The following is a 22,554-nucleotide window of genomic DNA, read 5'->3' on the forward strand; positions in this document are numbered from 1 at the left end:
CCGGAAAGGGAAGTATAATATGAAACTTAGAAGTAGCAAAGCTGCTTGCTATGTGGGAGCTGCAATTGTGTTATTTATGACACCGGTTCTTCCAGCAGTGGCAACTACCTATGAGAAAACACAGAATACTGACACGGGAATTAAGGTTGCATCTTATTCAGCTAATACAGAAGAGGTTCTTGTGACTGGGTATGAAGAAACAGGAACATACAAGAACAAGGCAGTAGCAATTACTGATCCTTATCTTGATGTTTATGACACTTCTGACGAAGAGACAGCGCAGGTTGTGGGAAGATTATATACTAACACACTTGTGGATGTTGATATGGTCGGAAAGGAATGGACTAAAGTTAGTTCAGGAAACTGCGAAGGTTATGTACAGACACAGTGCTTATGTTTTGGAGAAGAAGCAGAGGCTATAGCAGAACAGATTGGAACAGATAATCTTCTTGCAGGATATACAATAGCAGAGATTGAAGCTATTGAAGCAGAAGAAGAGGCTGAAAGACTTGCAGAAGAAGCAAGACTTGAGGCAGAGGCAGAAGCTGAAAGAGCGGCTGCTGCAGCAGAGGAAGCAAGACGACAGAAGATAATTGCTAATACAATATCAGGAACAGATATAACATATAACCCAACTATGAGCGTATCAGATGATGATATATGGCTTATGGCATGTATCATAGACTGGGAGGCTGCATATCAGCCATATGCAGGAAAGCTCGCTGTTGCAAATGTTATTCTTAACAGAGTGCGAAGCGGACATTATCCGGGTACAGTTTCGGGTGTTGTTTATCAGAGATCACAGTTCTCTGGTGTATCAGATGGCGCTGGTAATCCATCAGACAGATTTGCAGCAAGACTTGCAAATGGTCCGAGAAACACAGAATGCATGCAGGCAGCACTTGAAGCATTATCAGGCGTTAATAATATAGGTGGTTATACATCATTCAGGGCATTATATACTGTAGATGTTAACAACTATTCAGATTTTGTAATAATTGGAGATCATATATTCCATTAAGGGATAAAAAAGGTGGTGTGGTTTTCTTCCGTACAAACTACGCTACATAATAATAAGCATTGGGCGTGGAAGGCTGTTTAAGTTCTCGTTACGCTGTCAACGTGCATCTATGCACGAGACAGCTCGCGCGTCCGTCCGTGGACGCGCGTACACTTAGGTAGTGACTTTGCTCAATGCTTTTATTATGTGCATAGTTTGCAGTCAGAAAAGCCACACCACCTTTTTATTGGCGGACGGAAGGTGAACCAGTCCGGAGAGGTGTAGGAGAGGAAAGCTACTCTGACCTGAATTTGGAGAAGTGTGGAGGAAGGGAGGTTGTGGGGGATGGCGGAGAGCTGACTTTAAACTGAACGCATAATAAAGGTACTGGGCATGTAGAAGGAACGAGTGTACACGCGTCCATGGACGGACGCGTGAGCTGGCACGCACAAGGATGTGCGTTGCCAGCGTTAACGGTCGGGGACGAAGCATGGAACGCCCAGTGCCTATTATTATGCAGAGAAGTTTAACGGAAGCTATCTGCTATCTCCCACAACCGACCGTTTTGCAACTACACAAATTAAACAACGCATTTGACGAAGTACTATAATTGCGATAGAATGAACAAAGTTATTAATTATTCAATGTATGTGAATTTGCCATACAGACAGGAGGATGTTATGGATTTAAAGGGACGCGACTTTTTAACACTCAAGGATTACACACCTGAGGAGATTTTATATTTGATAGACTTAGCAGCAGAGCTTAAGGATAAGAAGAAAAAGGGTATTGTAGAACAGCCACTTATCGGAAAGAATGTTGCACTTATATTCGAGAAGACAAGTACAAGAACACGCTGCTCATTTGAGGTAGCAGCCCATGACCTTGGTATGGGTGTCACATATCTTGACCCTACAGGTTCACAGATTGGCAAGAAGGAGAGCATTGCTGATACAGCAAGAGTTCTCTGTACAATGTTTGAAGGAATCGAATACAGAGGATTCGGTCAGGAGATAGTTGAAGACCTTGCAAAATATTCAAGCGTGCCTGTATGGAACGGACTTACTAACGAATACCATCCAACACAGATGATTGCAGATATGCTTACAATCAAGGAAAAGCTTGGCAGATTAAAGGGCGTTAAGTTCGTATACATGGGTGATGCAAGATACAACATGGGTAATTCACTTATGATTGTCTGCGCTAAGTTAGGACTTCATTATACAGCCTGCACAGCTAAGGAATATTTCCCAGACAAGGAACTTGTTGCACAGTGTGAGGAATGGGCAAAGATAAGCGGTGGTTCTGTAACACTTACAGAAGATGTTAAGGCAGGAACTAAGGACGCAGATGTATTATACACAGATGTATGGGTATCAATGGGCGAGCCTGATGAAGTATGGGCTGAAAGAATCAAGGCACTTCTTCCATATCAGGTTAACAAGGCAGTTATGGACAATGCTTCTAAGGACGCAATATTTATGCACTGTCTTCCTGCATTCCATGACCTTAAGACTAAGATTGGTAAAGAGATTCATGACAAATTCGGTCTTGACGAGATGGAAGTTACTGATGAAGTATTTGAGTCAGAGCAGTCAGTTGTATTCGACGAGGCAGAGAACAGAATGCATACAATCAAGGCTGTAATGGCAGCTACACTTGGAGCTTATAAGTAAAAATGTAATTCGCAACGGTTAATTCGTAAGGTATGGAGGCGTTATGTATTATACAACGAGTGGCGCGTACAGAAAGAGCAAGATGCTCATAGACTATGCCAATATAGCACTCACATTTGCAATAGGAGTGGTATTCATAATTATACTTTTCCTGCGCAGTGGAAGCGGAATATTATTTGCTGTGGAATTCATGCTTGGAGCATTAGTTAACGGACTTACAGCAGCTAAGAATTTCATGAGTGACAGAACGGTGTCAGGTGTTATTCTTACAGTTGTTACGTTAGGACTTCTGCTTATGGCAGTAATAGCATGGCGGGTAATGGTATGAAGACTAAGATTTTAAATGTTTTGAGAAAATCAGATGGATATGTGTCAGGGCAGGCACTGTGCAATATGCTGGGAGTTTCAAGAACGGCTGTCTGGAAGGTGATAAACCAGTTAAAAGAAGAAGGCTATGTTATAGAGGCAGTCCAGAATAAGGGATATCATATAACACAGTATCCTGATATTCTTACATCAAGTGAGATAATGAGTCAGCTTACATGTGTGGATACAGGCAGTACAACCGGGATTATCCGCGAAGTAGTGTATTATGACGAGACAGATTCTACCAACAACGAAGCTAAGAGAGCGGCAGAAAGAGATAATGCAACTGATGGAACACTTTATATAACAGAGAGCCAGACAGGCGGCCGCGGAAGACGTGGCAGGAATTGGGTGTCTCCTGCAGGAAGCGGGATATGGATGTCACTTCTTTTAAGACCGGATATAGCACCAGTCAATGCGTCAATGCTTACAATAGTGGCAGCCATGGCTGTTCAGGAGGCAATACACAAGGTTCTTACAGAGGATGGACATGACGCAGAGTGCCGTATAAAGTGGCCTAATGATATAGTTCTTAATAAGAAGAAGGTATGTGGAATATTAACAGAGATGAGTGCTGAGATGGATTACATACATTATGTGGTTATCGGCATGGGAATTAATGTTAATACGACAGAATTTGATGATTCAATCAAGGCAATAGCTTCTTCACTGTATCTTGAGACTGGCGACCATCTGAAAAGAAGCCGTATAGTAGCCGCATTTTCAGAGAGCTTTGCAAAGTACTATGATACATTTGTTAAGACACAGAATCTGGCTGGACTTAAAGAAGACTATAATTCAATGCTTGTCAATAAGGGCGGCGACGTCAAGGCAATATATGCTGACAAGGAAATTGTTGGAAAAGCACTTGGAATCAATGATGAGGGCGAGCTTATCATTAAGACAGACGAGGGCGAGAAGATTATCAGAACCGGAGAGGTTTCTGTGAGAGGATTATATGGATATGTTTGATGAAAATGTAGTTTTATGTGTATCTAATTCTTATGAGAAGAAATACTATTTTAACCCTGATTTCGATAAGCTTCCTGATGATGTAAAGAACGAGTTAAAGATTATGTGCGTTCTTTTCACAGAGGAAGTAGGCGGAATACTTGATATGGAATTTGATGAGGAGGGCAATCTTTTGTTCAAATCATCAGCAGACGAGGGTGATTTACTGTATGACGAGATAGCATGCGGTATGCTTGTCAAGAAGTATCAGTATGAGAAGAGAGAACTTCTTGAATCACTTGAGATGTTCTTCAAGGTATTCTTCTTAGGCATGGAGTAATTATGAGAATTGGAAATGTTGAGATAAAGAACAATATTGCATTGGCACCGATGGCAGGAGTAACAGACCTGCCATTTCGACTTTTATGCAAGGAGCAGGGCTGTGGGCTTATGTGTACAGAGATGGTCAGCGCCAAAGCAGTGCTGTATAACAATAAGAATACAGAAGACCTGATGAAGACGGTGCCGGGGGAGCGTCCGCTTGCATTGCAGCTTTTCGGTTCAGACCCTGATATCATGGCTGATATAGCGAAGAGACTTTCTGAAAGAGAGTTCGATATAATTGATGTCAATATGGGATGTCCTGTTCCAAAGGTAGTCAATAACGGTGAGGGTTCGGCACTTATGAAGGATCCTGTGCTTGTCGGAAGAATAGTCGAGAAGATGGCTGATGCACTTGATAAGCCGCTTACAATCAAGATAAGGGCAGGATTTGATGAGAATAGTATAAATGCGCCTGAGATAGCACATGTTATTGAGGAGTCTGGTGGGGCTGCCGTTGCAGTCCATGCAAGAACAAGGCAGCAGTATTATTCAGGACATGCAGACTGGGATATAATAAGACAGGTCAAAGAAGCAGTATCAATTCCTGTTATTGGCAATGGCGATATTAAAAGCGGCGAAGATGCTGTTAATATGATGAAGCAGACAGGCTGTGACGGAATAATGATTGGAAGGGCAGCAAGAGGAAATCCATGGATATTCAGACAGGTTTCTGAATATATGAATAATGGTACAATAATTGCACCTCCATCTGTTGAAGAAATATGCCAGATGATTAAGAGACATGCCAAAGGACTGTGTGAGATAAAAGGCGAGTTTACAGGAATCCGCGAGATGAGGAAACATTTTGCATGGTATACAGCAGGAATCAAGCACGCAGCGGCATTAAGAAATGAAGCTAATCAGGTTACTAATCTGGAGCAGTTTGATGGGCTTGTAGACAGGATACTGGAAGGGCTGCATTGACAGACAGGAACTGATAGTTTATAATATTGTGACGCTTGTGGGGTTTTATTCTCTAGTAGAGCAGAAGCATATTAGTGTAGCATATATATATAGAAAGGTGATAAGAACATGGCAGAGAAACAGTTTCTTACTAAAAAGGGGTATGACGAAAGAGTAGCAAGACTTGAGGAGCTTAAGGTTGTCAGAAGAAAGGAAGTTGCCCAGAAGTTAAAGGAAGCAAGAGAGCAGGGTGATTTATCAGAGAACGCTGAGTACGATGCAGCTAAGGACGAGCAGAGAGATATCGAAACAGAAATTGCAGAACTTGAAGCAATTCTTGCTAACTGTGAGGTTATTCAGGATAACGATAAGAATAAAGATGTAGTTAAGATGGAGAGCGTTGTTGTACTTCACGATGTAGAATTCGATGAGGATATCGAGTATACAATCGTTGGTTCATCAGAGGCAGACAGCCTTAATAACAAGATTTCTAATGAGTCACCACTTGGTGCAGCTCTTATTGGAAAGAAGAAGGGTGATACTGTTAAGGTAGAAGCACCTGTTGGAGAGATTGAATATACAGTTGTATCTGTAAAGAACGACTAATAAAGATATATTTCAGTAACGTATAGAAAAGGAGATACTCATTCATGGGAGATAATAAATCTGCACAGCAGCCTGACGTTAACGAGCAGATTAAGGTTCGTATGGAAAAGTTAAAGAACCTTCAGGACGCAGGTAAGGATCCATTTCAGATAACAAAGTATGATGTAACACATCACACAGACGAAATAAGAACTATCTATGAAGCACATGAGAAGGAACTTCTCGGTGACAGACCAGCAGTTAATACTGAAGGTTTAGATGAGCAGCAGGCAAGAGAAGCAGTTACTGCTGATTACAATGAGAGAAGAGCTATTATGGATGCTTCTCCAATCAATGTAAGCTTTGCTGGACGTATGATGTTCAAGAGAGTAATGGGAAAGGCATCTTTCTGTAACATTGCTGATCTTAAGGGCAGAATGCAGGCATATATTTCAAGAGATGCAATTGGCGAAGAAGCATATGCAGACTTCAAGAAGTCTGATATCGGTGATATCTTCGGTATCAAGGGATTTATCTTCAGAACTAAGACAGGAGAGATATCAGTTCATGCTGAGGAGATTACTCTTCTTTCTAAGAGCTTACAGGTACTTCCAGAAAAGTTCCACGGAATCACAGATACTGATATGAGATACCGTCAGAGATATGTTGATTTAATAATGAATCCTGATGTTAAGGAAACATTTGTAAAGAGATCAAAGATTATCAAGGAAATCAGAAAGTTCCTTGATGGCAGAGACTTCATGGAAGTTGAGACACCAACACTTGTATCTAATGCTGGTGGTGCTGCTGCAAGACCATTTGAGACTCATTACAACGCACTTGACGAGGACGTTAAGCTTCGTATTTCATTAGAGCTTTATCTTAAGAGACTTATCGTTGGTGGTCTTGAGAGAGTTTACGAAATCGGACGAGTATACCGTAACGAGGGTGTTGATACAAGACACAACCCTGAGTTCACACTTATGGAACTTTACCAGGCATACACAGATTACGAAGGTATGATGGAACTTACAGAGAGCATGTTCAGACACCTTGCCGAGACTGTATGCGGTACAACTAAGATTACTTACAACGGCACTGAGATTGACCTTGGAAAGCCATTCAGAAGACTTACTATGAATGACGCAATTAAGGAATATGCCGGTGTTGATTTTGATACAATTAAGACTGACGAAGAAGCTAAGGCTCTTGCTAAGGAGAGAGGAATTGAGTTCGAGGAGCGTCACACTAAGGGCGACATCATCAACCTCTTCTTTGAGGAGTACTGCGAGGAGAATTTAATCCAGCCTACATTCATTATGGATCATCCTCTTGCAATATCTCCACTTACTAAGAAGAAGCCATCTGATCCAGAGAAGGTTGAGCGTTTCGAGCTTTTCATTAACACATGGGAAATGTGTAATGCGTACTCAGAGCTTAACGACCCAATCGACCAGAGAGAGCGTTTTGCACAGCAGGATAAGAACGCAGAGAACGGTGATGAGGAAGCACAGCACACAGATGAGGACTTCCTTAACGCACTTGCAGTAGGTATGCCACCAACAGGCGGTATCGGTTATGGTATCGACAGACTTGTTATGTTGCTTACAGATTCACCTGCGATTAGGGATGTGCTGCTCTTCCCGACAATGAAGTCTATTGATAAGTAGGAATGCAGGAAAATCAAGGGTTTCAGAGCTTGGATGTACTAAAATATATAGTTGGTCAAGGGGTTTTGACCAAGATTTGACCAATTTTTGGCATAGTCAAAAAAAGATTAGTACAGGTTAGTATAGATTGCTTAGTCTGAAAAATTAAAGATTGTATTACTTAGAGGACATTTTCTAAAGAAATTTAGAAGATGTCCTCTTTTTGCGTTATAGGAACAATTGAAATACCGAAAGGAGAATAGCATGGAACACACAAAGGCATATCAGGAATTTAAGAAGAATGGTAATACAAAGTTTGTAAGATATAGCGAAGGAGCAGAAATCCAGAAGGTATCCATGAAGGACGAGCAGGCAGTCGGAAAGATTGTCATTGAGAAAACTGACAAAGTAACCGGAAAGCCGATCGATGGTGTTGTATTTGAAGTAAGAGATAAGGACGGAAAGGTGCTTGACACACTCACTACTGACAAGAATGGTCATGCAGAGAGCAAGGAGCTTCCTATCTGTACTTACAACGAGGATGGATCATTCAAGGAAGATATCCATTATACAGTAGTTGAGACAAAAGCAGCTGACGGATATATCCTCGATGAGACAGCTCACGATGTAACTCTTCGATACGATGACAATGCACCGGATGTTGTTGTAACAACTCTTAAGCTTATCAATGTACCGACAGAGCCTAAGCTTCCACAGACAGGCGACAATGCAAATCCGCTTCTTTATCTTGGAATTGGTGCACTTGCACTTATTACAGGTGTTGGAGTAGGACTTCGTGGAAGAAAGAAAAAGAATAAACAGTAACAATTAACCTTGCGGGGAATGTAAGCCAGTGACTTATGTTCCCTGCTTTTTTTGATTTGGAGGACAAACAGTGGTAGGAGAAAGAATCAGATATTACAGAAAACGACAAAAAATGACACTCAGGGAACTGGGCGAGAAAAGTGGTTTTGAAAATAGAGGTGATGTAAGAATTGCCCAATACGAAAATGGTTCAAGAGTTCCAAGGATGGGAACGTTGAACAGGATTGCAAAGGCACTTGGCATTCCGCCGGAAGAATTATTCTGTGAGGACTGTAGAAAGTGCATGTTTCTCAAGAATTATTACAGAAAGAAAAGAAAATCTCATACCACTTTTGATATGGGAATCGAAGAAGACAACAGTTACAGAGAACACAAAAATCCCGAGGATGAAGGGATTTTGTATGACAATTTAGATTAAGGAGGAACCGTAATGTGATGAATTACGAGATTTTTAAGGAAGTAGTAAAAGAAAAGTTTATGGATTATATGCCTGAGAAGTTCAAAGGAATGGAGCTTGTGGCAGAACCCGTGGAAAAGGTGAATGTGACTCTTGATGGCATCATCTTACGAGAGGAAGGCAGGAATATTTCGCCTACGATTTATATCAATGACATGTATAAGAAGTATCAGGACTGTGGTGATCTTGAGGTGTCACATCATTGACAAATGTACATCGCCATGATATGGTTTGAGAAATATATATATTTTTTGTCGGAAGTGTAGAGTTTTTTGTCGGATACTTTTCTAAAATAAATAAGCTATTACATCTTTATGAAGGTGTTTCAGCATTTGGCACAAGGGGTTATCGCAGAAAGACCTATTTTTTGCAATAACTCAAGTAGAAATGAGGTGAATATCGATGATGCAGCAATTGTATAAATTGACATATGTCAAAAATGGGGGGGGTAGAAGCCTACTGACCGTGAATGACGCTCAGGAGAGAATGACAAAAGGAGGACTTTATGAATATTATCAAACATAAATATGGCAAACGAACGGTATCTCTGCTGCTTGCGGTAATTTTGGTGCTATGCCCTTTGCAGGTTAGGGCGGCAGATAACAAGCCAACCATCGAGGCAGATAACAAGCCAACCATCGAAATTGGTAACTACATTCAGATGGGTACTTATGGGGGAGTGCCAATTGTGTGGCGTTGTGTAGCGAAGGATAGCAATGGGCCATTGATGCTTTCGGATAGAGTATTGTGTGATTACATGCCCTATGATGCAAAAACCAACAAAAATGCCGAAACAGGCTCGCACCGGCGCAATAGCTGGAGAGATAATTTTGGTTCTAACCACTGGAGAGACAGCAACATACGTTCTTGGCTCAATTCCAACGCTGAAGCAGGAAAAGTGAAATGGCTTTGCGGAAATCCGCCAACAGAGGATTCTGTCTATCCTAAAACGGCAGCATATGACCAAAAGGAGGGCTTCCTTCGCAGCTTTCGTTCGGATGAGCTGGGAGCGATTCGAACGGTGAAGCAGCGTTCTATCGTTTCCCATCCGGAGTATACGGCAGGTTATATCGACGCAGCCGGTGTTGATCTTCCCTATAACACCACAATTGATACGGTAGCGGATGGGTATGACAGTGCCCATTATGAATATATTTGGGATAGAGTTTTTCTGCTGGATGTTCAGCAGCTCAAAACGGTTAATGATAACCTGAACGGCTACCATATCGCAAAAAACAGAAGCGGTGTAGCATGGAACTATTGGCTGCGTACACCGATTACAACCTGTAACCATGATATGCGATTTGTGACCCCTCAAGGGAATATTTTGCGTGACGCACCCTATAAGGGATATTACGGCGTTCGTCCTGCCTTCTATCTGAATACGGAAAATTACACCGTATCATCCGGCACAGGACAGAGCGCACAGGACCCCTATGTTGTTTCCGCACCGGATGCGCCGGATGACAGCATTGGCATATCCGGCGCTGTGCGAGAGGATGTGAATGGTGACTGGAATGTGAACACGGATGAGTATCTACAGCTGGAGATGAGTACCCTCTACACTGAGGATCCTGCATATGCAAATGTAACCGTACCGGTGTATACAATCCAGAAGCCTCGCAGCGATAAGGAGAACATGGTGATTGTGTACTGCGCCGAGGGCTACACCAAAAGCCAGCAAAAGCAGTTTGTCGAGGATGTAAAAAAGCTGTGGGGGGAGGTATTGCAGATAGAGCCATATCGCAGCATGGCGGATCGCTTTAATGTCTATGCACTCTGCACGGCATCGGTGGATGGCTATGGCGGTACCAGCACATTTTTTGCTGCGACCGCCAAAGGAGGAATTTCTACTAACAAAGGGAACTGGCGCAACCATGTTTTGGAGCGCATCATAGGCCCTGCGTTTATTGAGAAGATTCATGACGCACATATTCCTAATGAAACGCATCCAAACGAAAACACGATGGATCATAATTATAGACAGTATGATTATGTGTATGAAAATATCAACCAATTCGTTGTGTTGGCGAATAGCGGTGAGTATTTCGGTGGCTCTCATGATAATAAACAATATGGTATTCACTATATTGTTGCGTCAGCGAGAAACGCATATTCTGCGTTTACCCAGCGGCATGAACTGGGACACGGTCTGTTCCATCTGGGAGATGAATATAATTATAGCACTGTTCCTGTAGATGAGTGGAATTACACTACATCACTGAATATGACTGCAACAAAAGATCCCACGAAAGTGAAGTGGAAGCAGCTGCTTGGCTTCCGTAATACCTATACCTGCCCGCATCTTGACTACTATCCTTATACCTATAATTCCAGCAGGGATTGTCTGATGCGAGAGACCTTTCAGAATGATTTTTGCGATGTGTGCAAGCTACAGGGCATAAAGGTCATGAGTCAGCTCATTACAAATCCCCCTGCGCTTTATGTGGCTGTTCCTGAGGTGAAAAAGTATATCGGCGATTACAGAAATCCCACAAAAGATCCTTCTGCCTTTGAGGCAGCGAATTCCTCCGCATATGCGAGCTATCAAAATGACAGGAATAGCCGTCTATTAAGCGGCGGCAGTAAAAACAGCTTTGATTATAGCAGCATGAAGGGGCAGCAGGTTGAGCTGCGCACCATTATACAAAATCTTTCGAATACCCAAGCGAAGACTGTGACCCTGCGCCTGTGGGTGGAACATTCCAACGGCGAAAAAGCGGTCACGACAGATGGGGAGCAGGTTTTCACTACGCAGGAGTTTGACATCCCTGTTTGGAAAGAGAAAAGCAAATTCTGGACAAAGGGTGCGTTGGATTACGAGGGCAGCGACTTTAATTCCGGCCTTGTCAACTGCTCTCTGGTTTACACGATTCCGGAGAATGCCATTCTGCAATCCGGCGATACCATCGGCTTTGAGATTGTAGATCATGCGACAGGCGAGGTATTGGCTGATGATGATACGGAGCAGCAGTGCTATGTCAATGTCACCATCCAATATCAGCTGGAGGATGGCACAGATGTTCCAAACACCATGCCGACTACCTTTACTGTTCCGGTAGGCAAAAAGGTTGATTGGCAGCCGCCGCAGGAACTGCACGGCTACACTTTTGTTAAAGCGGAGGGGATGGAAAATGCTGTCCCGAACAGTGGTATGACGATTCGTTATATTTATAAAAGGTCTGAGGAACGCCCCGAGCCGCCGGTGACAAAAAATTATACGGTGCAATACAATTGGGGCTCTGTATTCCCGACAGGCGCAACGCTGCCGCTAAATAGCAGCTCCTATTCGAGTGTGCAACAGGCGAAGGCGGCTGTGGATAAGAAATATACCTCCACAACACGCATTCAGGCACAAAAGGATGGTAAAAACGGCACATGGGCTTTTTCGGGCTGGGATGCCGGCAACCTAAACGGCACAACCGTGGTATTCCGTGGAAGTTGGAGTTTTACGGCGGATACAGCGCCGATAACGCCTCCGAACGGTACAGCAAGCTACAAGATTACCGCAACGGCAGGTATCGGTGGAACAATCTCTCCCGGTGGCACGACAACGGTATCTGCCGCAGGTCAGCTTACATATACAATCAAGGCGAACGAAGGATATTATATTGCGGACGTAAAGGTGGATGGTTCGGAAGTGACAGCAACCACAAGCTACACCTTTAGTGATGTGAATACTGATCACACCATAGAAGTTACCTTTAAACAGGAAAGCCAGACACCGGATGTGCCGGATGTGATTGCACCAAGCATAACCACACAGCCTGGAAATGCGACAGTGAAGGTAGGTGAGACTGCGTCCTTTACCATAGCAGCAAGCGGTACAGATCTTACCTATCAGTGGCAGATAGACAGAAATGATGGGAAAGGATGGGTAAACATTGACGGTGCAACGGCAACAAGCTATACCACATCCACAGTCAATATAAGCTGCAACGGATTTAAGTATAAGTGTGTTGTTTCAAACAGCGCAGGAAACGTAGAGAGTAATTCTGCAACATTGACCGTACAGGATGCGGGCGGTTCCGATAATCCTGACACACCGAATAACACCTATCAGATTATTGATGGAGCAAACAGTAGTTGGACGCATGACAGTGATGGTAATATCACCATCCGGGGTAACGGAGACTTCTCCAAGTTTACCGGAGTTAAGGTGGACGGAAATTTGATAGACAAGAGCAACTACACTGCAAAGGAAGGCTCTACCATTATCACACTGAAAGCTTCCTACCTGAATACACTTTCGGCAGGAAACCATACAGTTGAAATCCTTTGGACGGATGGTTCTGCAAGCACAACATTTACCACCAAAGCAAATATCTCTGATAACAGTAATAACAACCAGAATGATAATAACAATAGCAATTCCTCTGATGACAAGCCATCGAGTGGAACTGATAAGAAGGATGTGACTGCACCTAAAACCGGAGACAACACACCGAGTGTATGGCTGTTTATACTATCAATTCTTTCCGGAACGGGATTGATTATTACCGTAAAGAAACGCAGAGAAAATTTGAATTCATAGAAACGATCGTTAAAAAATGAAACGAAAAAATAACCATGGAGAAGGCGGGCATGTATGTCCGTCTTTTCTTCAAAGAAAACACAACAGGGAGTGTACGCTGCGGAAGAGGCGAAAGAAAAGACACAGACGGAATCAAAGCAGAAGGCGTGTATGGGAATGGAAATGGAAATGCCTGACTCTGCAACTTTTATTAGCGGTGATATTTGTTTTTTCTGTGGCGGGGCTTCTTGGATATGGCATCTTCTATCTGTGTCAGAATGAGAGTAGCAGAAACACGCAAAAAGAATTACAAGGCATACGAGGAGAATCAAAAAAATTGCTGCTCCGACTCAATCTTCCACATGGAATACATCTTCCACCAGCATATTAAAGTACTTTGATATCTGCAGCATAAATTCGGCAGATGGGGTACTGTCCCCACGCTCTATCCTGCCGACAGTTTTGGTGCTGTATCCGATAGCAGCGGCAAGGTCGTTCTGGTAAATGCCACGCTGCTCCCGGATTTCTCTGATATTATTGGTAACCGCCATAAAAATCCCTTCTTTCAGTTCTATAGATATTTTCTTATTGTCATTATGCAAAATAATGTGTCCGATAAAAAGGACTTGCAATTTTATCGGCAATGTCCTGTAATAGCAGAAGCATCAGATTTTCCAAGAACTTTTCCAAATATGTCTAAGCGGTCGTTTTCACTAACCTTGATAGGTGCATACTTTTCATTGAGTGAGATAAGGAAAATTCCGTCTTTATCGTTTTGTAATTTCTTAATATAGGCTTATAAAATTGGTCAGCTTGTACTTGTTAATACAGAAATATTGGATAAGTATCTTGAAACTTTTCATATTACAGATTCTGAGTTTTATAAGTAGGTGATATTCAATTGATGGTTTATTCCATACAGGAATAAATCTTCATCAAATCTTTATTTTTTCCTGTTAGGTTATATTTCAGTAAGAAATGAAATATAGAAGGAAGGATAGTAAAGATGGAAATGATGTTACAGACACAAAATCTATGTAAATATTTTAGAAAACAGAAAGCGGTAAATAATGTTTCACTTAATATCGAAAAGGGACAGATTTATGGACTGCTTGGACCGAATGGCGCTGGTAAATCTACCACATTGAAAATGCTGACCGGTATGATGAAACCAACTGCAGGAAAGATTTACTTTGATGGAAAACTTTTGGATAGGAAAGATTTATCAAAAATAGGAGCGTTAATTGAAAATCCGCCTATTTATGAAAATCTTTCCGCCAGAGAGAATTTGAAGGTAAGACAATTATTGCTTGGTACAGATGAAAACAGAATTGATGAGGTCTTGCAGATTGTATCACTTACAAACACCGGAAAGAAGAAAGCAGGACAGTTTTCTTTGGGGATGAAGCAAAGACTAGGCATTGCAATGGCATTGCTTGGAGAACCGGAACTTTTGATATTGGATGAACCTACGAATGGATTAGATCCAATAGGCATCGAGGAATTACGAGAGCTGATCCGGTCTTTTCCGGAACAGGGAATCACTGTAATTCTCTCCAGTCATATTCTCTCAGAGGTACAGTTACTTGCAGATAAAGTCGGGATTATTTCAGGTGGAATCTTAGGATACGAAGGAGCATTAAAGCAGGGAGATAATCTTGAAGATTTGTTTATGAATGTGGTAAGAAAAAACCAGAAAGCAGGTGAAATCCATGGTTAATATTATAAAAGCAGAACATCAAAAAGCCAAAAGAACCATGCGAAAAAAGTTTATCTGGGGATTTCCTCTTCTTACATTTGTCATGGCATTTATATTTACTCTTGGGATGACAAATGCTTATGCAGAAAGTGTTTGGAACTGGTGGTATACACTTTTGCTGCCGGGGATGATTGCTCTATTTTGTTATCTTTCTGTGGCGCAGGAGAAAAAGATAAAATACTATCATTTAATGACTATTCCCACAGACAGAAGAAAATTGTTGCTGGGGAAAATTATTTATATTGGGTACATGATTTTGTTTTCTAATGTGATTGTGTTTGCAGGAGCAACGCTTGGAGGCTTTCTTCTAACGACACATGTTCCAGTTGGAGGAGCGTTGATTGCAGTATTGTTTCTGACGGTTTCTGAGTTATGGGAGATTCCTGTAGCTTTATTTTTAAGTGAACGATTTGGAATGATTGTAAACCTGTTCGTCTGCCTATTTATTACCGTCAGCGGTGTGGTAATATCACAAACCAGAATCTGGTATGTACTTGTTTCTGCAATCCCTATGCGAATGATGTGCCCGTTGCTTCATGTTTTACCAAATGGACTTGCCGCAGAAGCAGGGAATCCTCTTTTGGATACGGGAGTCATTGTTCCGGGAATGTGTCTCTCAATCATCTGGTTTGTTTTTGTAACGGTTCTGTTTTTGAAATGGTTTGAGAGAAGAGAGGTGAAATAAGATGATTGGAAGATCTCTTAATGCAGACTTGCGAAAGATGAAAGGAACATCTGTGATTCTGGCACACTTACTGATTCCGATTATAACCAGCGTTATATTTTTAATATATTACTTTTTTTCACCATGGAATGAAAATATGAAAGTGATTGCATTTTATCAGGCAATAGGAGCAGGACTTCCGGTACTTATTGGAATTTTTACAGCAAGTGTGATGGAACAAGAACAAAATGCAGGTAATTTTCAAAACCTGTTGTCTTTACCGGATAAACTTACAGCATTTTTATCGAAACTGTTGATGCTACTGGTTTTGTGTCTGTGCTCTATCCTATTGACAGCAATCATATTCGGAATTGGATTTGGAAGAATCGCATCAAGCGATATCGAAATCATGAAAGGATGTATATTTGCAGCATTGCTGCTGTGGGGAAGCAGTGTTCCACTTTATCTGTGGCAGCTGATTCTGGCTTTTCAGTTTGGAAAAGGGGTATCCATTGGAGCAGGGATTATATCAGGACTAATTAGTGCATTGATGCTTACCGGACTTGGAGATTATGTGTGGAAATATGTATTTGTCTGCTGGACGGGTAGAGTACCATATACTTATCTGCAATCTGTATTGGGAGAAACTAGTGTAGGTGAATGGTTGTCATTCATACCAGGTTGCTTAATATTTACAGGGATTAGTATGGTATACTATTTTTGGTGGGTAAACCACTGGGAAGGAAACAGAATATCGGAATAGAATCGAGGGAAACTATGGCAAAAATACTGGCAGTTGATGATGAACCGGCAATTTTGGAAATGATAGAAAGCATTTTGAATAAGGATGGACATCTGGTTACCAAAGTAAGTAATCCACTAAAAATTAATATGGAAGAATTACATCGTTATGACCTGATTTTACTGGACATTATGATGCCTGGAATTGATGGCTTCGAATTATGCAAAAGAATCAGGGCACTTGTGGATTGTCCGATTTTGTTTCTTACGGCAAAAACGGAGGAAAACAGTCTGGTAAACGGACTTTCTTTAGGAGCAGATGATTATATTTCAAAGCCATTTGGAGTGATGGAACTTCGGGCAAGGATCAATGCACATCTTAGAAGAGAGCACAGGGAACATTCTGTCCGGATGGTTTTGGGGAGGGTCTGTATTCAAATATCTCAAAAGAAACTATTGGTTGATGATAAGGAACTTCCTCTTACGAAAGCGGAGTACGAAATCTGTGAATTTCTGGCTAAAAACAGAGGACAGGTTTTCTCGAAGGAACAGATATTGGAAGCGGTCTTTGGCTTTGACAATGAGAGTAATGACAGTACTATAATCACGCATATCAAAAATATAAGAGCAAAATTTGCGGATTATGATTATACACCGATAAAAACAGTCTGGGGGATTGGATATAAATGGGAAGAGTAAAGAGAAGCAATGCACTCAGCAGGATTTTTATGAGATATGTACTGGTCATGCTTGGATCATTAGTTGGTTTGGTGATTGTTGCTTATCTGCTGCTGTACCTTTTGATTAGTGTGGGCTGTATTTATCCGGCAAATTATGCAGAGCAAAAGATTAATGAAGCATATGATACGATTCTACGTGCAGATAAAGTGACTGCTGAGATGATTCCCGCACTTTGTGATTATGTAATCTTTTCAGAGAATGGAGAGAAAATAGGTGGAGATCTGTCAGAACAATACGAACAGATAGCATGGAATGTTGCAAAGTACGGAAACGCATCCGGGAAATATTTTTATAAAGTAATTGTAAGGGAAAATGAATATGTTGTATTGCAATATCGCCTGAAACCTCAATATCATTCAGCTTTTTTGAGGGAGCATTTTATAGGACCACAGAATGTGATGATTATTATGTCTGTGATTGGAGCGGTAGCGATTATCATCATTCCGTCCATACGTTTTGGAAAAAGAATCAAAAAGCAGATGCAGCCTGTATTAGACGCAATCGGACAAATAAAGGATCAAAATCTGGAATATGAGACATCCTGTTCCGGTATCAAAGAGTTTGATGACTGTTTATCGGCAATTGATGATATGCGAGATGCATTGCGAGAATCTTTAGAAAAGCAGTGGAAAACAGAGCAGCAAAAGAAACAGCAGATGTCTGCTTTGGCGCATGATATTAAAACACCTCTTACGATTGTACGGGGAAATGCAGAACTACTTTCAGAGACTGAACTGACCACAGAACAGAAGAAAAATATCACTTATGTTTTGAATGGCACAACACAGATACAAAGTTATGTAAAACAGTTGATAGATGTCACAAAATCATGGAATTGCAGTGATGTTACCTATACAACGGTGAGGTTAGAAGATTTTTTCGCAGATATAAAGGAACAGGCACTCGGACTGGTAGAAATCTATCACCAGAAAATAGATTGGAAGGCGGGACAAAGTGATAAAAAGGTAACGATTGCTTATGATCCAATGTTCCGGGCCGTAATGAATGTGATTCAGAATGCAGTGGAGCATACAAAAGAAAATGGAATCATTTATATTGACGCAAAGGAGCAGGATGACCGGCTGACATTCATTGTGGAGGATAGCGGATCAGGATTTACAAAAGAAGCATTATTGCATGGCACAGAGCAGTTTTTTATGGATGACACAAGTAGAAATGGCGAAGCCCATTATGGGATTGGGCTTTTTTTCGCAAAAACTGTGGCTGAAAAATATGGCGGAGGGATTAAACTTTCAAGTTCTGAAAATACAGGTGGGGCGAGGGTAGAAATATTTTTCCTGAGTAGACAGGAAACAAGCTAAATAGACCGCAATTAAGCTATGTAAAAGAAATTTTACATGCATTTATCTAATATGTAAAAGCTTTTTGATAGACGTTACTACTACATTTGCTGTAATCTCATGGAAGACATCTTCTACCAATAAATTAAAGTATTTAGAAATCCGTAGCATAAACTCGGCAGATGGGGTGCTGTCCCCACGTTCTATCCTGCCGACAGTTTTGGTGCTGAATCCGATAGCAGCGGCAAGGTCATCTTGGTAAATGCCACGCTGCTCCCGGATTTCTCTGATATTATTGGTAACCGCCATAAAAATCCCTTCTTTCAGTTCTATAGAATTTTCTTATTGTCAATTATGCAAAATGATGTGTCCGATAAAAAGGACTTGCAATTTTTTAATATAGGCTTCTCCGTTTAGAGCGAAGATGCCGATTTCTCCATTAGCAACAGATTCCTGCTGTAATACCCATGCAATCTGACCATCGTGGAATTCAGGTTCCATACTGTCACCACTAATACGGACACCGAAAGTAGTATCTTCCGGTAAGATAGATTCATCTATACATACAGTCTCTTTCGGTCTGTCTACAAGGAAGTTACCGGTTCCGGCTGATACAGCATTTTCAAAAATATCAATGCTTCGAAATGGAATTATCTTAGCAGTCTGCTTTTCATACATTCCGGATGCGTGGAGCAGATTAATATAATCCATAGCTTTTTCCCTGCCTTCATCAGTAAGTGATGAAAAAGGATCAGCAGGATTTACTCCAAAATATGCTTCATCGTTTATACTTTTCATAATGAGAAACAGAATAAAGATGTTTACATGGTGGCACTCAGAGATGAGGGTAAGCTGATAGGATATTATGAGAAACATGAATATCGAAATTTAGAAACCATGAAACCATACGATTTGTGGTGATGATATGACGAAGGATGAATGGTATAGATGGAGAGATAATCTTATGTGATTTGTTAAATAAAAGAAAACTATGAAAAATGCTGGTGTTGAAAAATAATAAATTGATGTATTATGATGTTGATAATAAAATATGGAGGTGTATCATGAAAGCACATAAATATTGGTCAATCGGAGCAATAGTTACAATGGTTGGAACTTTTTATACAGGATATAAAGGGTTAAAAGCAGCACACAAATACTTTGCATTTGGCTCTCTGATATGCATGATTATGGCAGTCTATTCTGGTCATAAAATGATTTCAGGTAATAAAAGTACAAGAAAACAGGTGGAAAATACAAAAGCGGAGGAATAGTAAATGTTAGAGTTAGGAATAAAAGCACCGGATTTTGAATTGCCGGATCAGAACGGAGAAGTGCATAAATTAAGTGATTATTTAGGTAAAAAAATAATTTTATATTTTTATCCAAAGGATAATACGCCAGGATGTACGAAGCAGGCATGTGGCTTTTCTGAGCGTTATCCACAGTTTACTGAGAAGGGAGCTGTTATTCTCGGAGTAAGCAAGGACTCTGTAGCGTCTCACAAGAGATTTGAAGAAAAATACGGACTGGCATTTACACTATTAGCAGATCCGGAGCGTAAAGTTATTGAAGCATATGATGTCTGGAAAGAAAAGAAAAATTATGGAAAAATATCTATGGGTGTAGTAAGAACTACATATCTTATTGATGAGCAGGGAATCATTATAAAGGCAAATGATAAAGTCAAGGCGGCAGATGATCCTGAAAATATGCTTAAGGAATTGGCATAATGAAGATTATTTTATCACCTGCAAAAAAGATGATTGTAGATACCGATAACTTAGCACCGCTTGAATTGCCTGTCTATATTGATAAGACAGCAGAAGTATTAAACTGGATGAAAAGCAAATCAAAAGAAGAACTGAAAGCTATCTGGAAATGTAATGACAAGATTGCAGAGCAGAACTTTAACAGATTGGAAAATATGAATCTTTATAACAGGCTTACTCCGGCTGTTTTAGCATATGAAGGGATTGCATTTCAATATATGGCACCATCTGTGTTTGAAATCCAGCAGTTTGAGTATTTGCAAAATCATTTAAGAATCTTGTCTGCGTTTTATGGCATTTTAAAACCAATGGATGGTGTGACTCCTTATCGTCTTGAAATGCAGGCAAAGGTTGGAATTGGAGATGCAAAAAATCTGTATGAGTATTGGGGAGAATTGTTATACCGCTCAGTAATCGATGACAGTAGGATTATCATTAATCTTGCATCAAAAGAATACTCAAAATGTATAGAAAAGTATCTGACACCACAGGACAGATATATTACGATTGTATTTTGTGAGTTATCCGGAGATAAATTGGTAACAAAAGGTACCTATGCCAAGATGGCTCGTGGTGAAATGGTCAGATTCATAGCGGAAAATAATATTGAAAATCCTGCGGAGATTCAGAAATTTGACAGACTCGGATATTCGTTTAGATCTGATTTATCTTCAGATTCAGAATATGTATTTGAACGTAAAATAAAATAGTTATTCAGGTAAAAGATGCTCAGTTTGGCATCTTTTATAATAATGAGAATTATTACTATTTTTTATTGACAACAGGATGATAGTGGTATATAATCCTTATTAAGAATTAATCCTAATAAGGAGGACTAATGACAAGTAGGAGAAATACCATTCAAAAAGATCTTGTAAGAAATACCGTATACGAAATGAGAAGACACGTTACGGCAAATGAAGTGTATGAATTTATAAAAGAAGCATATCCAACAATTGGAAAAGGAACTGTATATAGAAATCTTGATATATTGGTAGAGGAAGGTGCATTAAGAAAGGTTGAAGTTCCGGATGGACCGAACCGATTTGATTTTACATTGAAAAATCATTACCATGTAAGATGTATAAAGTGCGGTGAAGTTTTTGATGTGGATATGGATCAAATACCGGATTTGCTGGAAAGAATTCATAACACTCATGGAATTGAATTTGTGGATTATGATATTTCATTTAAAGGCATTTGCTCGAAATGCAGGGAGAAGGTAAAGGAGGAACAGCATGGATAGGAAAGCAATGTATAAGTTGAGTTAGGGACTGTTTATATTGATTAAGGAGATGAGATTATTACGAAGATGAAAGTTATTAATTCAAAAAAAGCAGTAATGATAGGCTGTGGCTTTGTTGGTTCTGCATCGGTATTTGCTCTGATGCAGAGTGGCTTGTTTACAGAGATTGTCCTTATCGATGCAGATAAGAACAAGGCAGAAGGAGAAGCGATGGATATCAGTCATGGTATTCCATTTGCGAGTCCGATGAAAATATATGCCGGAGATTATGATGATGTGGCTGATGCTGCAATTGTTGTCATATCTGCCGGAGCGGGACAGAAACCGGGAGAGACAAGGCTTGATCTCGTAAATAAAAATGTAGCAATATTTAAGTCAATCATTCCTGAAATAGCAAAGAGAAATTTTGCGGGTATCATGCTTGTAGTTGCGAATCCGGTAGATATCCTGACTCAGGTAGCCATAAAGTTATCAGGACTTCCAGAAAACAGGGTTATTGGATCGGGTACTGTGTTAGATAGTGCAAGATTAAGATATAAGCTTGGAGAGCATTTATCTGTGGACAGCAGGAGTGTTCATGCATTTATAGTAGGTGAGCATGGAGACAGCGAAGTAGTAGTATGGTCATCAGCCAATGTATCTGGTGTTCCATTAAGTGAAATGTGTGAAATGCGTGGACATTACAAGCACAAGGAAAACACGGCAGAAATAGCTACAGCAGTCAAGAACAGTGCTTATGAGATTATAAACAAAAAGCACGCTACATATTATGGAATTGCAATGTCTGTAAAAAGAATCTGCGAAGTGATTATGAGAGATGAAAAATCAATACTTCCTGTATCACACATGATTCATGGAGTATATGATATTGACGGAGTATCGTTAAGTATGCCAGCTATTGTAGGTGCAGATGGTATTGAGTCTGATATACCTATTAATTTAAGTGGCGAGGAAGCGTTAAAGCTTAAGGAATCTGCAGATTCATTGAAAAAGATTATGGAGACAATTGAATTATAAATTT

At 40.6% G+C, this 22,554-nt stretch carries 25 protein-coding genes and 3 pseudogenes; 24 read left to right on the top strand and 4 right to left on the bottom strand.

Annotation, left to right across the window (positions count from 1 at the left end; all coding sequences use genetic code 11):
* Positions 1-19: 19 nt before the first annotated feature.
* The 13 genes and pseudogenes from GKE48_RS08845 to GKE48_RS14565 all read left to right on the top strand — a co-directional run bounded on the left by GKE48_RS08845 (position 20) and on the right by GKE48_RS14565 (position 13,506).
* On the top strand, positions 20-1,021 hold the full coding sequence (locus GKE48_RS08845; protein ID WP_022097993.1) for a cell wall hydrolase: 1,002 nt from the start codon (positions 20-22) through the stop codon (positions 1,019-1,021).
* A gap of 659 nt (positions 1,022-1,680) precedes the next feature.
* On the top strand, positions 1,681-2,676 hold the full coding sequence (argF, locus tag GKE48_RS08850; RefSeq protein WP_154300888.1) for an ornithine carbamoyltransferase: 996 nt from the start codon (positions 1,681-1,683) through the stop codon (positions 2,674-2,676).
* Between the two features lie 43 nt (positions 2,677-2,719).
* A complete protein-coding gene (locus GKE48_RS08855; RefSeq protein ID WP_012739900.1) occupies positions 2,720-3,004 on the top strand; it encodes a hypothetical protein in 285 nt (94 codons plus the stop codon).
* The gene (locus GKE48_RS08860; RefSeq protein WP_154300889.1) at positions 3,001-4,014 is read left to right on the top strand and encodes a biotin--[acetyl-CoA-carboxylase] ligase; all 1,014 of its coding nucleotides are present in this window, start codon (positions 3,001-3,003) and stop codon (positions 4,012-4,014) included. The genes GKE48_RS08855 and GKE48_RS08860 overlap by 4 nt, the downstream gene beginning before the upstream one ends.
* Positions 4,001-4,333 carry a DUF6145 family protein gene (locus GKE48_RS08865; RefSeq protein WP_012739898.1) on the top strand — a complete coding sequence of 111 codons (333 nt, stop codon included), beginning with the start codon at positions 4,001-4,003 and terminating at the stop codon, positions 4,331-4,333. Before GKE48_RS08860 ends, GKE48_RS08865 begins: the two co-directional genes overlap by 14 nt.
* A 2-nt stretch (positions 4,334-4,335) precedes the next feature.
* Positions 4,336-5,301 carry a tRNA dihydrouridine synthase DusB gene (gene dusB, locus GKE48_RS08870; protein WP_055215897.1) on the top strand — a complete coding sequence of 322 codons (966 nt, stop codon included), beginning with the start codon at positions 4,336-4,338 and terminating at the stop codon, positions 5,299-5,301.
* 108 nt (positions 5,302-5,409) lie between these two features.
* A complete protein-coding gene (gene greA, locus GKE48_RS08875; RefSeq protein WP_022097996.1) occupies positions 5,410-5,886 on the top strand; it encodes a transcription elongation factor GreA in 477 nt (158 codons plus the stop codon).
* A 44-nt stretch (positions 5,887-5,930) separates the two neighbouring features.
* A complete protein-coding gene (gene lysS / locus GKE48_RS08880) occupies positions 5,931-7,535 on the top strand; it encodes a lysine--tRNA ligase (protein WP_118265593.1) in 1,605 nt (534 codons plus the stop codon).
* Positions 7,536-7,778: 243 nt separating this feature from the next.
* Positions 7,779-8,339 carry a SpaA isopeptide-forming pilin-related protein gene (locus tag GKE48_RS08885; RefSeq protein WP_243080959.1) on the top strand — a complete coding sequence of 187 codons (561 nt, stop codon included), beginning with the start codon at positions 7,779-7,781 and terminating at the stop codon, positions 8,337-8,339.
* 70 nt (positions 8,340-8,409) lie between these two features.
* The gene (locus GKE48_RS08890; RefSeq protein WP_055286832.1) at positions 8,410-8,757 is read left to right on the top strand and encodes a helix-turn-helix domain-containing protein; all 348 of its coding nucleotides are present in this window, start codon (positions 8,410-8,412) and stop codon (positions 8,755-8,757) included.
* A gap of 14 nt (positions 8,758-8,771) precedes the next feature.
* Positions 8,772-8,987 (top strand): annotated as a pseudogene (locus tag GKE48_RS08895) (DUF5688 family protein); the annotation flags it as partial.
* A 314-nt stretch (positions 8,988-9,301) separates the two neighbouring features.
* Positions 9,302-13,330: a M64 family metallopeptidase gene (locus GKE48_RS08900; RefSeq protein WP_055286834.1), complete on the top strand. Its 4,029-nt coding sequence runs from the start codon at positions 9,302-9,304 to the stop codon at positions 13,328-13,330.
* Positions 13,331-13,365: 35 nt separating this feature from the next.
* A complete protein-coding gene (locus GKE48_RS14565; protein WP_156327317.1) occupies positions 13,366-13,506 on the top strand; it encodes a hypothetical protein in 141 nt (46 codons plus the stop codon).
* 153 nt (positions 13,507-13,659) lie between these two features.
* Here the strand turns inward: GKE48_RS14565 and GKE48_RS08905 are convergent, their stop codons facing one another.
* Together GKE48_RS08905 and GKE48_RS14830 are read right to left on the bottom strand one after the other, a co-directional pair.
* On the bottom strand, positions 13,660-13,860 hold the full coding sequence (locus tag GKE48_RS08905) for a helix-turn-helix transcriptional regulator (RefSeq protein ID WP_055286837.1): 201 nt from the start codon (positions 13,858-13,860) through the stop codon (positions 13,660-13,662).
* An 83-nt stretch (positions 13,861-13,943) separates the two neighbouring features.
* Positions 13,944-14,105, bottom strand: a pseudogene (locus tag GKE48_RS14830) (S24 family peptidase); the annotation flags it as partial.
* A 4-nt stretch (positions 14,106-14,109) separates the two neighbouring features.
* On the opposite strand from GKE48_RS14830, the pseudogene GKE48_RS14835 reads away from it, so the two are divergent.
* The 6 genes and pseudogenes from GKE48_RS14835 to GKE48_RS08940 form a co-directional block, all read left to right on the top strand.
* Positions 14,110-14,199 (top strand): annotated as a pseudogene (locus tag GKE48_RS14835) (DUF6462 family protein); the annotation flags it as partial.
* A 116-nt stretch (positions 14,200-14,315) separates the two neighbouring features.
* Complete coding sequence (locus GKE48_RS08920; RefSeq protein ID WP_005609481.1) at positions 14,316-15,029, top strand: lantibiotic protection ABC transporter ATP-binding protein; 714 nt, start codon at positions 14,316-14,318, stop codon at positions 15,027-15,029.
* On the top strand, positions 15,022-15,753 hold the full coding sequence (locus tag GKE48_RS08925; RefSeq protein WP_004853398.1) for a lantibiotic immunity ABC transporter MutE/EpiE family permease subunit: 732 nt from the start codon (positions 15,022-15,024) through the stop codon (positions 15,751-15,753). The genes GKE48_RS08920 and GKE48_RS08925 overlap by 8 nt, the downstream gene beginning before the upstream one ends.
* Position 15,754: 1 nt before the next feature.
* Positions 15,755-16,495: a lantibiotic immunity ABC transporter MutG family permease subunit gene (locus GKE48_RS08930; protein ID WP_021737750.1), complete on the top strand. Its 741-nt coding sequence runs from the start codon at positions 15,755-15,757 to the stop codon at positions 16,493-16,495.
* Between the two features lie 14 nt (positions 16,496-16,509).
* Positions 16,510-17,172: a response regulator transcription factor gene (locus GKE48_RS08935; RefSeq protein ID WP_006858444.1), complete on the top strand. Its 663-nt coding sequence runs from the start codon at positions 16,510-16,512 to the stop codon at positions 17,170-17,172.
* On the top strand, positions 17,160-18,536 hold the full coding sequence (locus GKE48_RS08940) for a sensor histidine kinase (RefSeq protein WP_154300890.1): 1,377 nt from the start codon (positions 17,160-17,162) through the stop codon (positions 18,534-18,536). The genes GKE48_RS08935 and GKE48_RS08940 overlap by 13 nt, the downstream gene beginning before the upstream one ends.
* 42 nt (positions 18,537-18,578) lie before the next feature.
* Here GKE48_RS08940 and GKE48_RS08945 read toward each other — a convergent pair whose 3' ends face one another.
* Complete coding sequence (locus tag GKE48_RS08945) at positions 18,579-18,824, bottom strand: helix-turn-helix transcriptional regulator (RefSeq protein ID WP_055286845.1); 246 nt, start codon at positions 18,822-18,824, stop codon at positions 18,579-18,581.
* 39 nt (positions 18,825-18,863) lie between these two features.
* Positions 18,864-19,313 (bottom strand): S24 family peptidase, encoded by a 450-nt coding sequence (locus GKE48_RS08950; protein ID WP_242854919.1) that lies wholly within the window; start codon positions 19,311-19,313, stop codon positions 18,864-18,866.
* Between the two features lie 266 nt (positions 19,314-19,579).
* On the opposite strand from GKE48_RS08950, the gene GKE48_RS08955 reads away from it, so the two are divergent.
* From GKE48_RS08955 to GKE48_RS08975, 5 genes are all read left to right on the top strand, one after another.
* Entirely contained in the window at positions 19,580-19,789 is a 210-nt protein-coding gene (locus GKE48_RS08955; RefSeq protein ID WP_118009621.1) for a DUF6219 family protein, read from the top strand.
* Between the two features lie 3 nt (positions 19,790-19,792).
* A complete protein-coding gene (bcp, locus tag GKE48_RS08960; protein WP_055215909.1) occupies positions 19,793-20,248 on the top strand; it encodes a thioredoxin-dependent thiol peroxidase in 456 nt (151 codons plus the stop codon).
* Complete coding sequence (gene yaaA, locus GKE48_RS08965; RefSeq protein WP_154300891.1) at positions 20,248-20,997, top strand: peroxide stress protein YaaA; 750 nt, start codon at positions 20,248-20,250, stop codon at positions 20,995-20,997. Before bcp ends, yaaA begins: the two co-directional genes overlap by 1 nt.
* Before the next feature lie 128 nt (positions 20,998-21,125).
* Complete coding sequence (locus tag GKE48_RS08970; protein WP_154300892.1) at positions 21,126-21,533, top strand: Fur family transcriptional regulator; 408 nt, start codon at positions 21,126-21,128, stop codon at positions 21,531-21,533.
* Between the two features lie 66 nt (positions 21,534-21,599).
* The gene (locus GKE48_RS08975) at positions 21,600-22,550 is read left to right on the top strand and encodes an L-lactate dehydrogenase (RefSeq protein ID WP_055215912.1); all 951 of its coding nucleotides are present in this window, start codon (positions 21,600-21,602) and stop codon (positions 22,548-22,550) included.
* Positions 22,551-22,554: the final 4 nt, after the last annotated feature.

Origin of the sequence: Lachnospira eligens, assembly GCF_009680455.1 — a bacterium.
GTDB classification, from domain to species: Bacteria; Bacillota; Clostridia; order Lachnospirales; family Lachnospiraceae; genus Lachnospira; species Lachnospira eligens_A.

Bases quoted from the DNA above. Each gene is read 5' to 3' on its own strand.
- GKE48_RS08845 (WP_022097993.1), top strand. From the start codon at position 20: ATGAAACTTAGAAGTAGCAAAGCTGCTTGCTATGTGGGAGCTGCAATT.
- argF (WP_154300888.1), top strand. From the start codon at position 1,681: ATGGATTTAAAGGGACGCGACTTTTTAACACTCAAGGATTACACACCT.
- GKE48_RS08855 (WP_012739900.1), top strand. From the start codon at position 2,720: ATGTATTATACAACGAGTGGCGCGTACAGAAAGAGCAAGATGCTCATA.
- GKE48_RS08860 (WP_154300889.1), top strand. From the start codon at position 3,001: ATGAAGACTAAGATTTTAAATGTTTTGAGAAAATCAGATGGATATGTG.
- GKE48_RS08865 (WP_012739898.1), top strand. From the start codon at position 4,001: ATGGATATGTTTGATGAAAATGTAGTTTTATGTGTATCTAATTCTTAT.
- dusB (WP_055215897.1), top strand. From the start codon at position 4,336: ATGAGAATTGGAAATGTTGAGATAAAGAACAATATTGCATTGGCACCG.
- greA (WP_022097996.1), top strand. From the start codon at position 5,410: ATGGCAGAGAAACAGTTTCTTACTAAAAAGGGGTATGACGAAAGAGTA.
- lysS (WP_118265593.1), top strand. From the start codon at position 5,931: ATGGGAGATAATAAATCTGCACAGCAGCCTGACGTTAACGAGCAGATT.
- GKE48_RS08885 (WP_243080959.1), top strand. From the start codon at position 7,779: ATGGAACACACAAAGGCATATCAGGAATTTAAGAAGAATGGTAATACA.
- GKE48_RS08900 (WP_055286834.1), top strand. From the start codon at position 9,302: ATGAATATTATCAAACATAAATATGGCAAACGAACGGTATCTCTGCTG.
- GKE48_RS14565 (WP_156327317.1), top strand. From the start codon at position 13,366: ATGGAGAAGGCGGGCATGTATGTCCGTCTTTTCTTCAAAGAAAACACA.
- GKE48_RS08905 (WP_055286837.1), bottom strand. From the start codon at position 13,860: ATGGCGGTTACCAATAATATCAGAGAAATCCGGGAGCAGCGTGGCATT.
- GKE48_RS08920 (WP_005609481.1), top strand. From the start codon at position 14,316: ATGGAAATGATGTTACAGACACAAAATCTATGTAAATATTTTAGAAAA.
- GKE48_RS08925 (WP_004853398.1), top strand. From the start codon at position 15,022: ATGGTTAATATTATAAAAGCAGAACATCAAAAAGCCAAAAGAACCATG.
- GKE48_RS08930 (WP_021737750.1), top strand. From the start codon at position 15,755: ATGATTGGAAGATCTCTTAATGCAGACTTGCGAAAGATGAAAGGAACA.
- GKE48_RS08935 (WP_006858444.1), top strand. From the start codon at position 16,510: ATGGCAAAAATACTGGCAGTTGATGATGAACCGGCAATTTTGGAAATG.
- GKE48_RS08940 (WP_154300890.1), top strand. From the start codon at position 17,160: ATGGGAAGAGTAAAGAGAAGCAATGCACTCAGCAGGATTTTTATGAGA.
- GKE48_RS08945 (WP_055286845.1), bottom strand. From the start codon at position 18,824: ATGGCGGTTACCAATAATATCAGAGAAATCCGGGAGCAGCGTGGCATT.
- GKE48_RS08950 (WP_242854919.1), bottom strand. From the start codon at position 19,313: ATGAAAAGTATAAACGATGAAGCATATTTTGGAGTAAATCCTGCTGAT.
- GKE48_RS08955 (WP_118009621.1), top strand. From the start codon at position 19,580: ATGAAAGCACATAAATATTGGTCAATCGGAGCAATAGTTACAATGGTT.
- bcp (WP_055215909.1), top strand. From the start codon at position 19,793: ATGTTAGAGTTAGGAATAAAAGCACCGGATTTTGAATTGCCGGATCAG.
- yaaA (WP_154300891.1), top strand. From the start codon at position 20,248: ATGAAGATTATTTTATCACCTGCAAAAAAGATGATTGTAGATACCGAT.
- GKE48_RS08970 (WP_154300892.1), top strand. From the start codon at position 21,126: ATGACAAGTAGGAGAAATACCATTCAAAAAGATCTTGTAAGAAATACC.
- GKE48_RS08975 (WP_055215912.1), top strand. From the start codon at position 21,600: ATGAAAGTTATTAATTCAAAAAAAGCAGTAATGATAGGCTGTGGCTTT.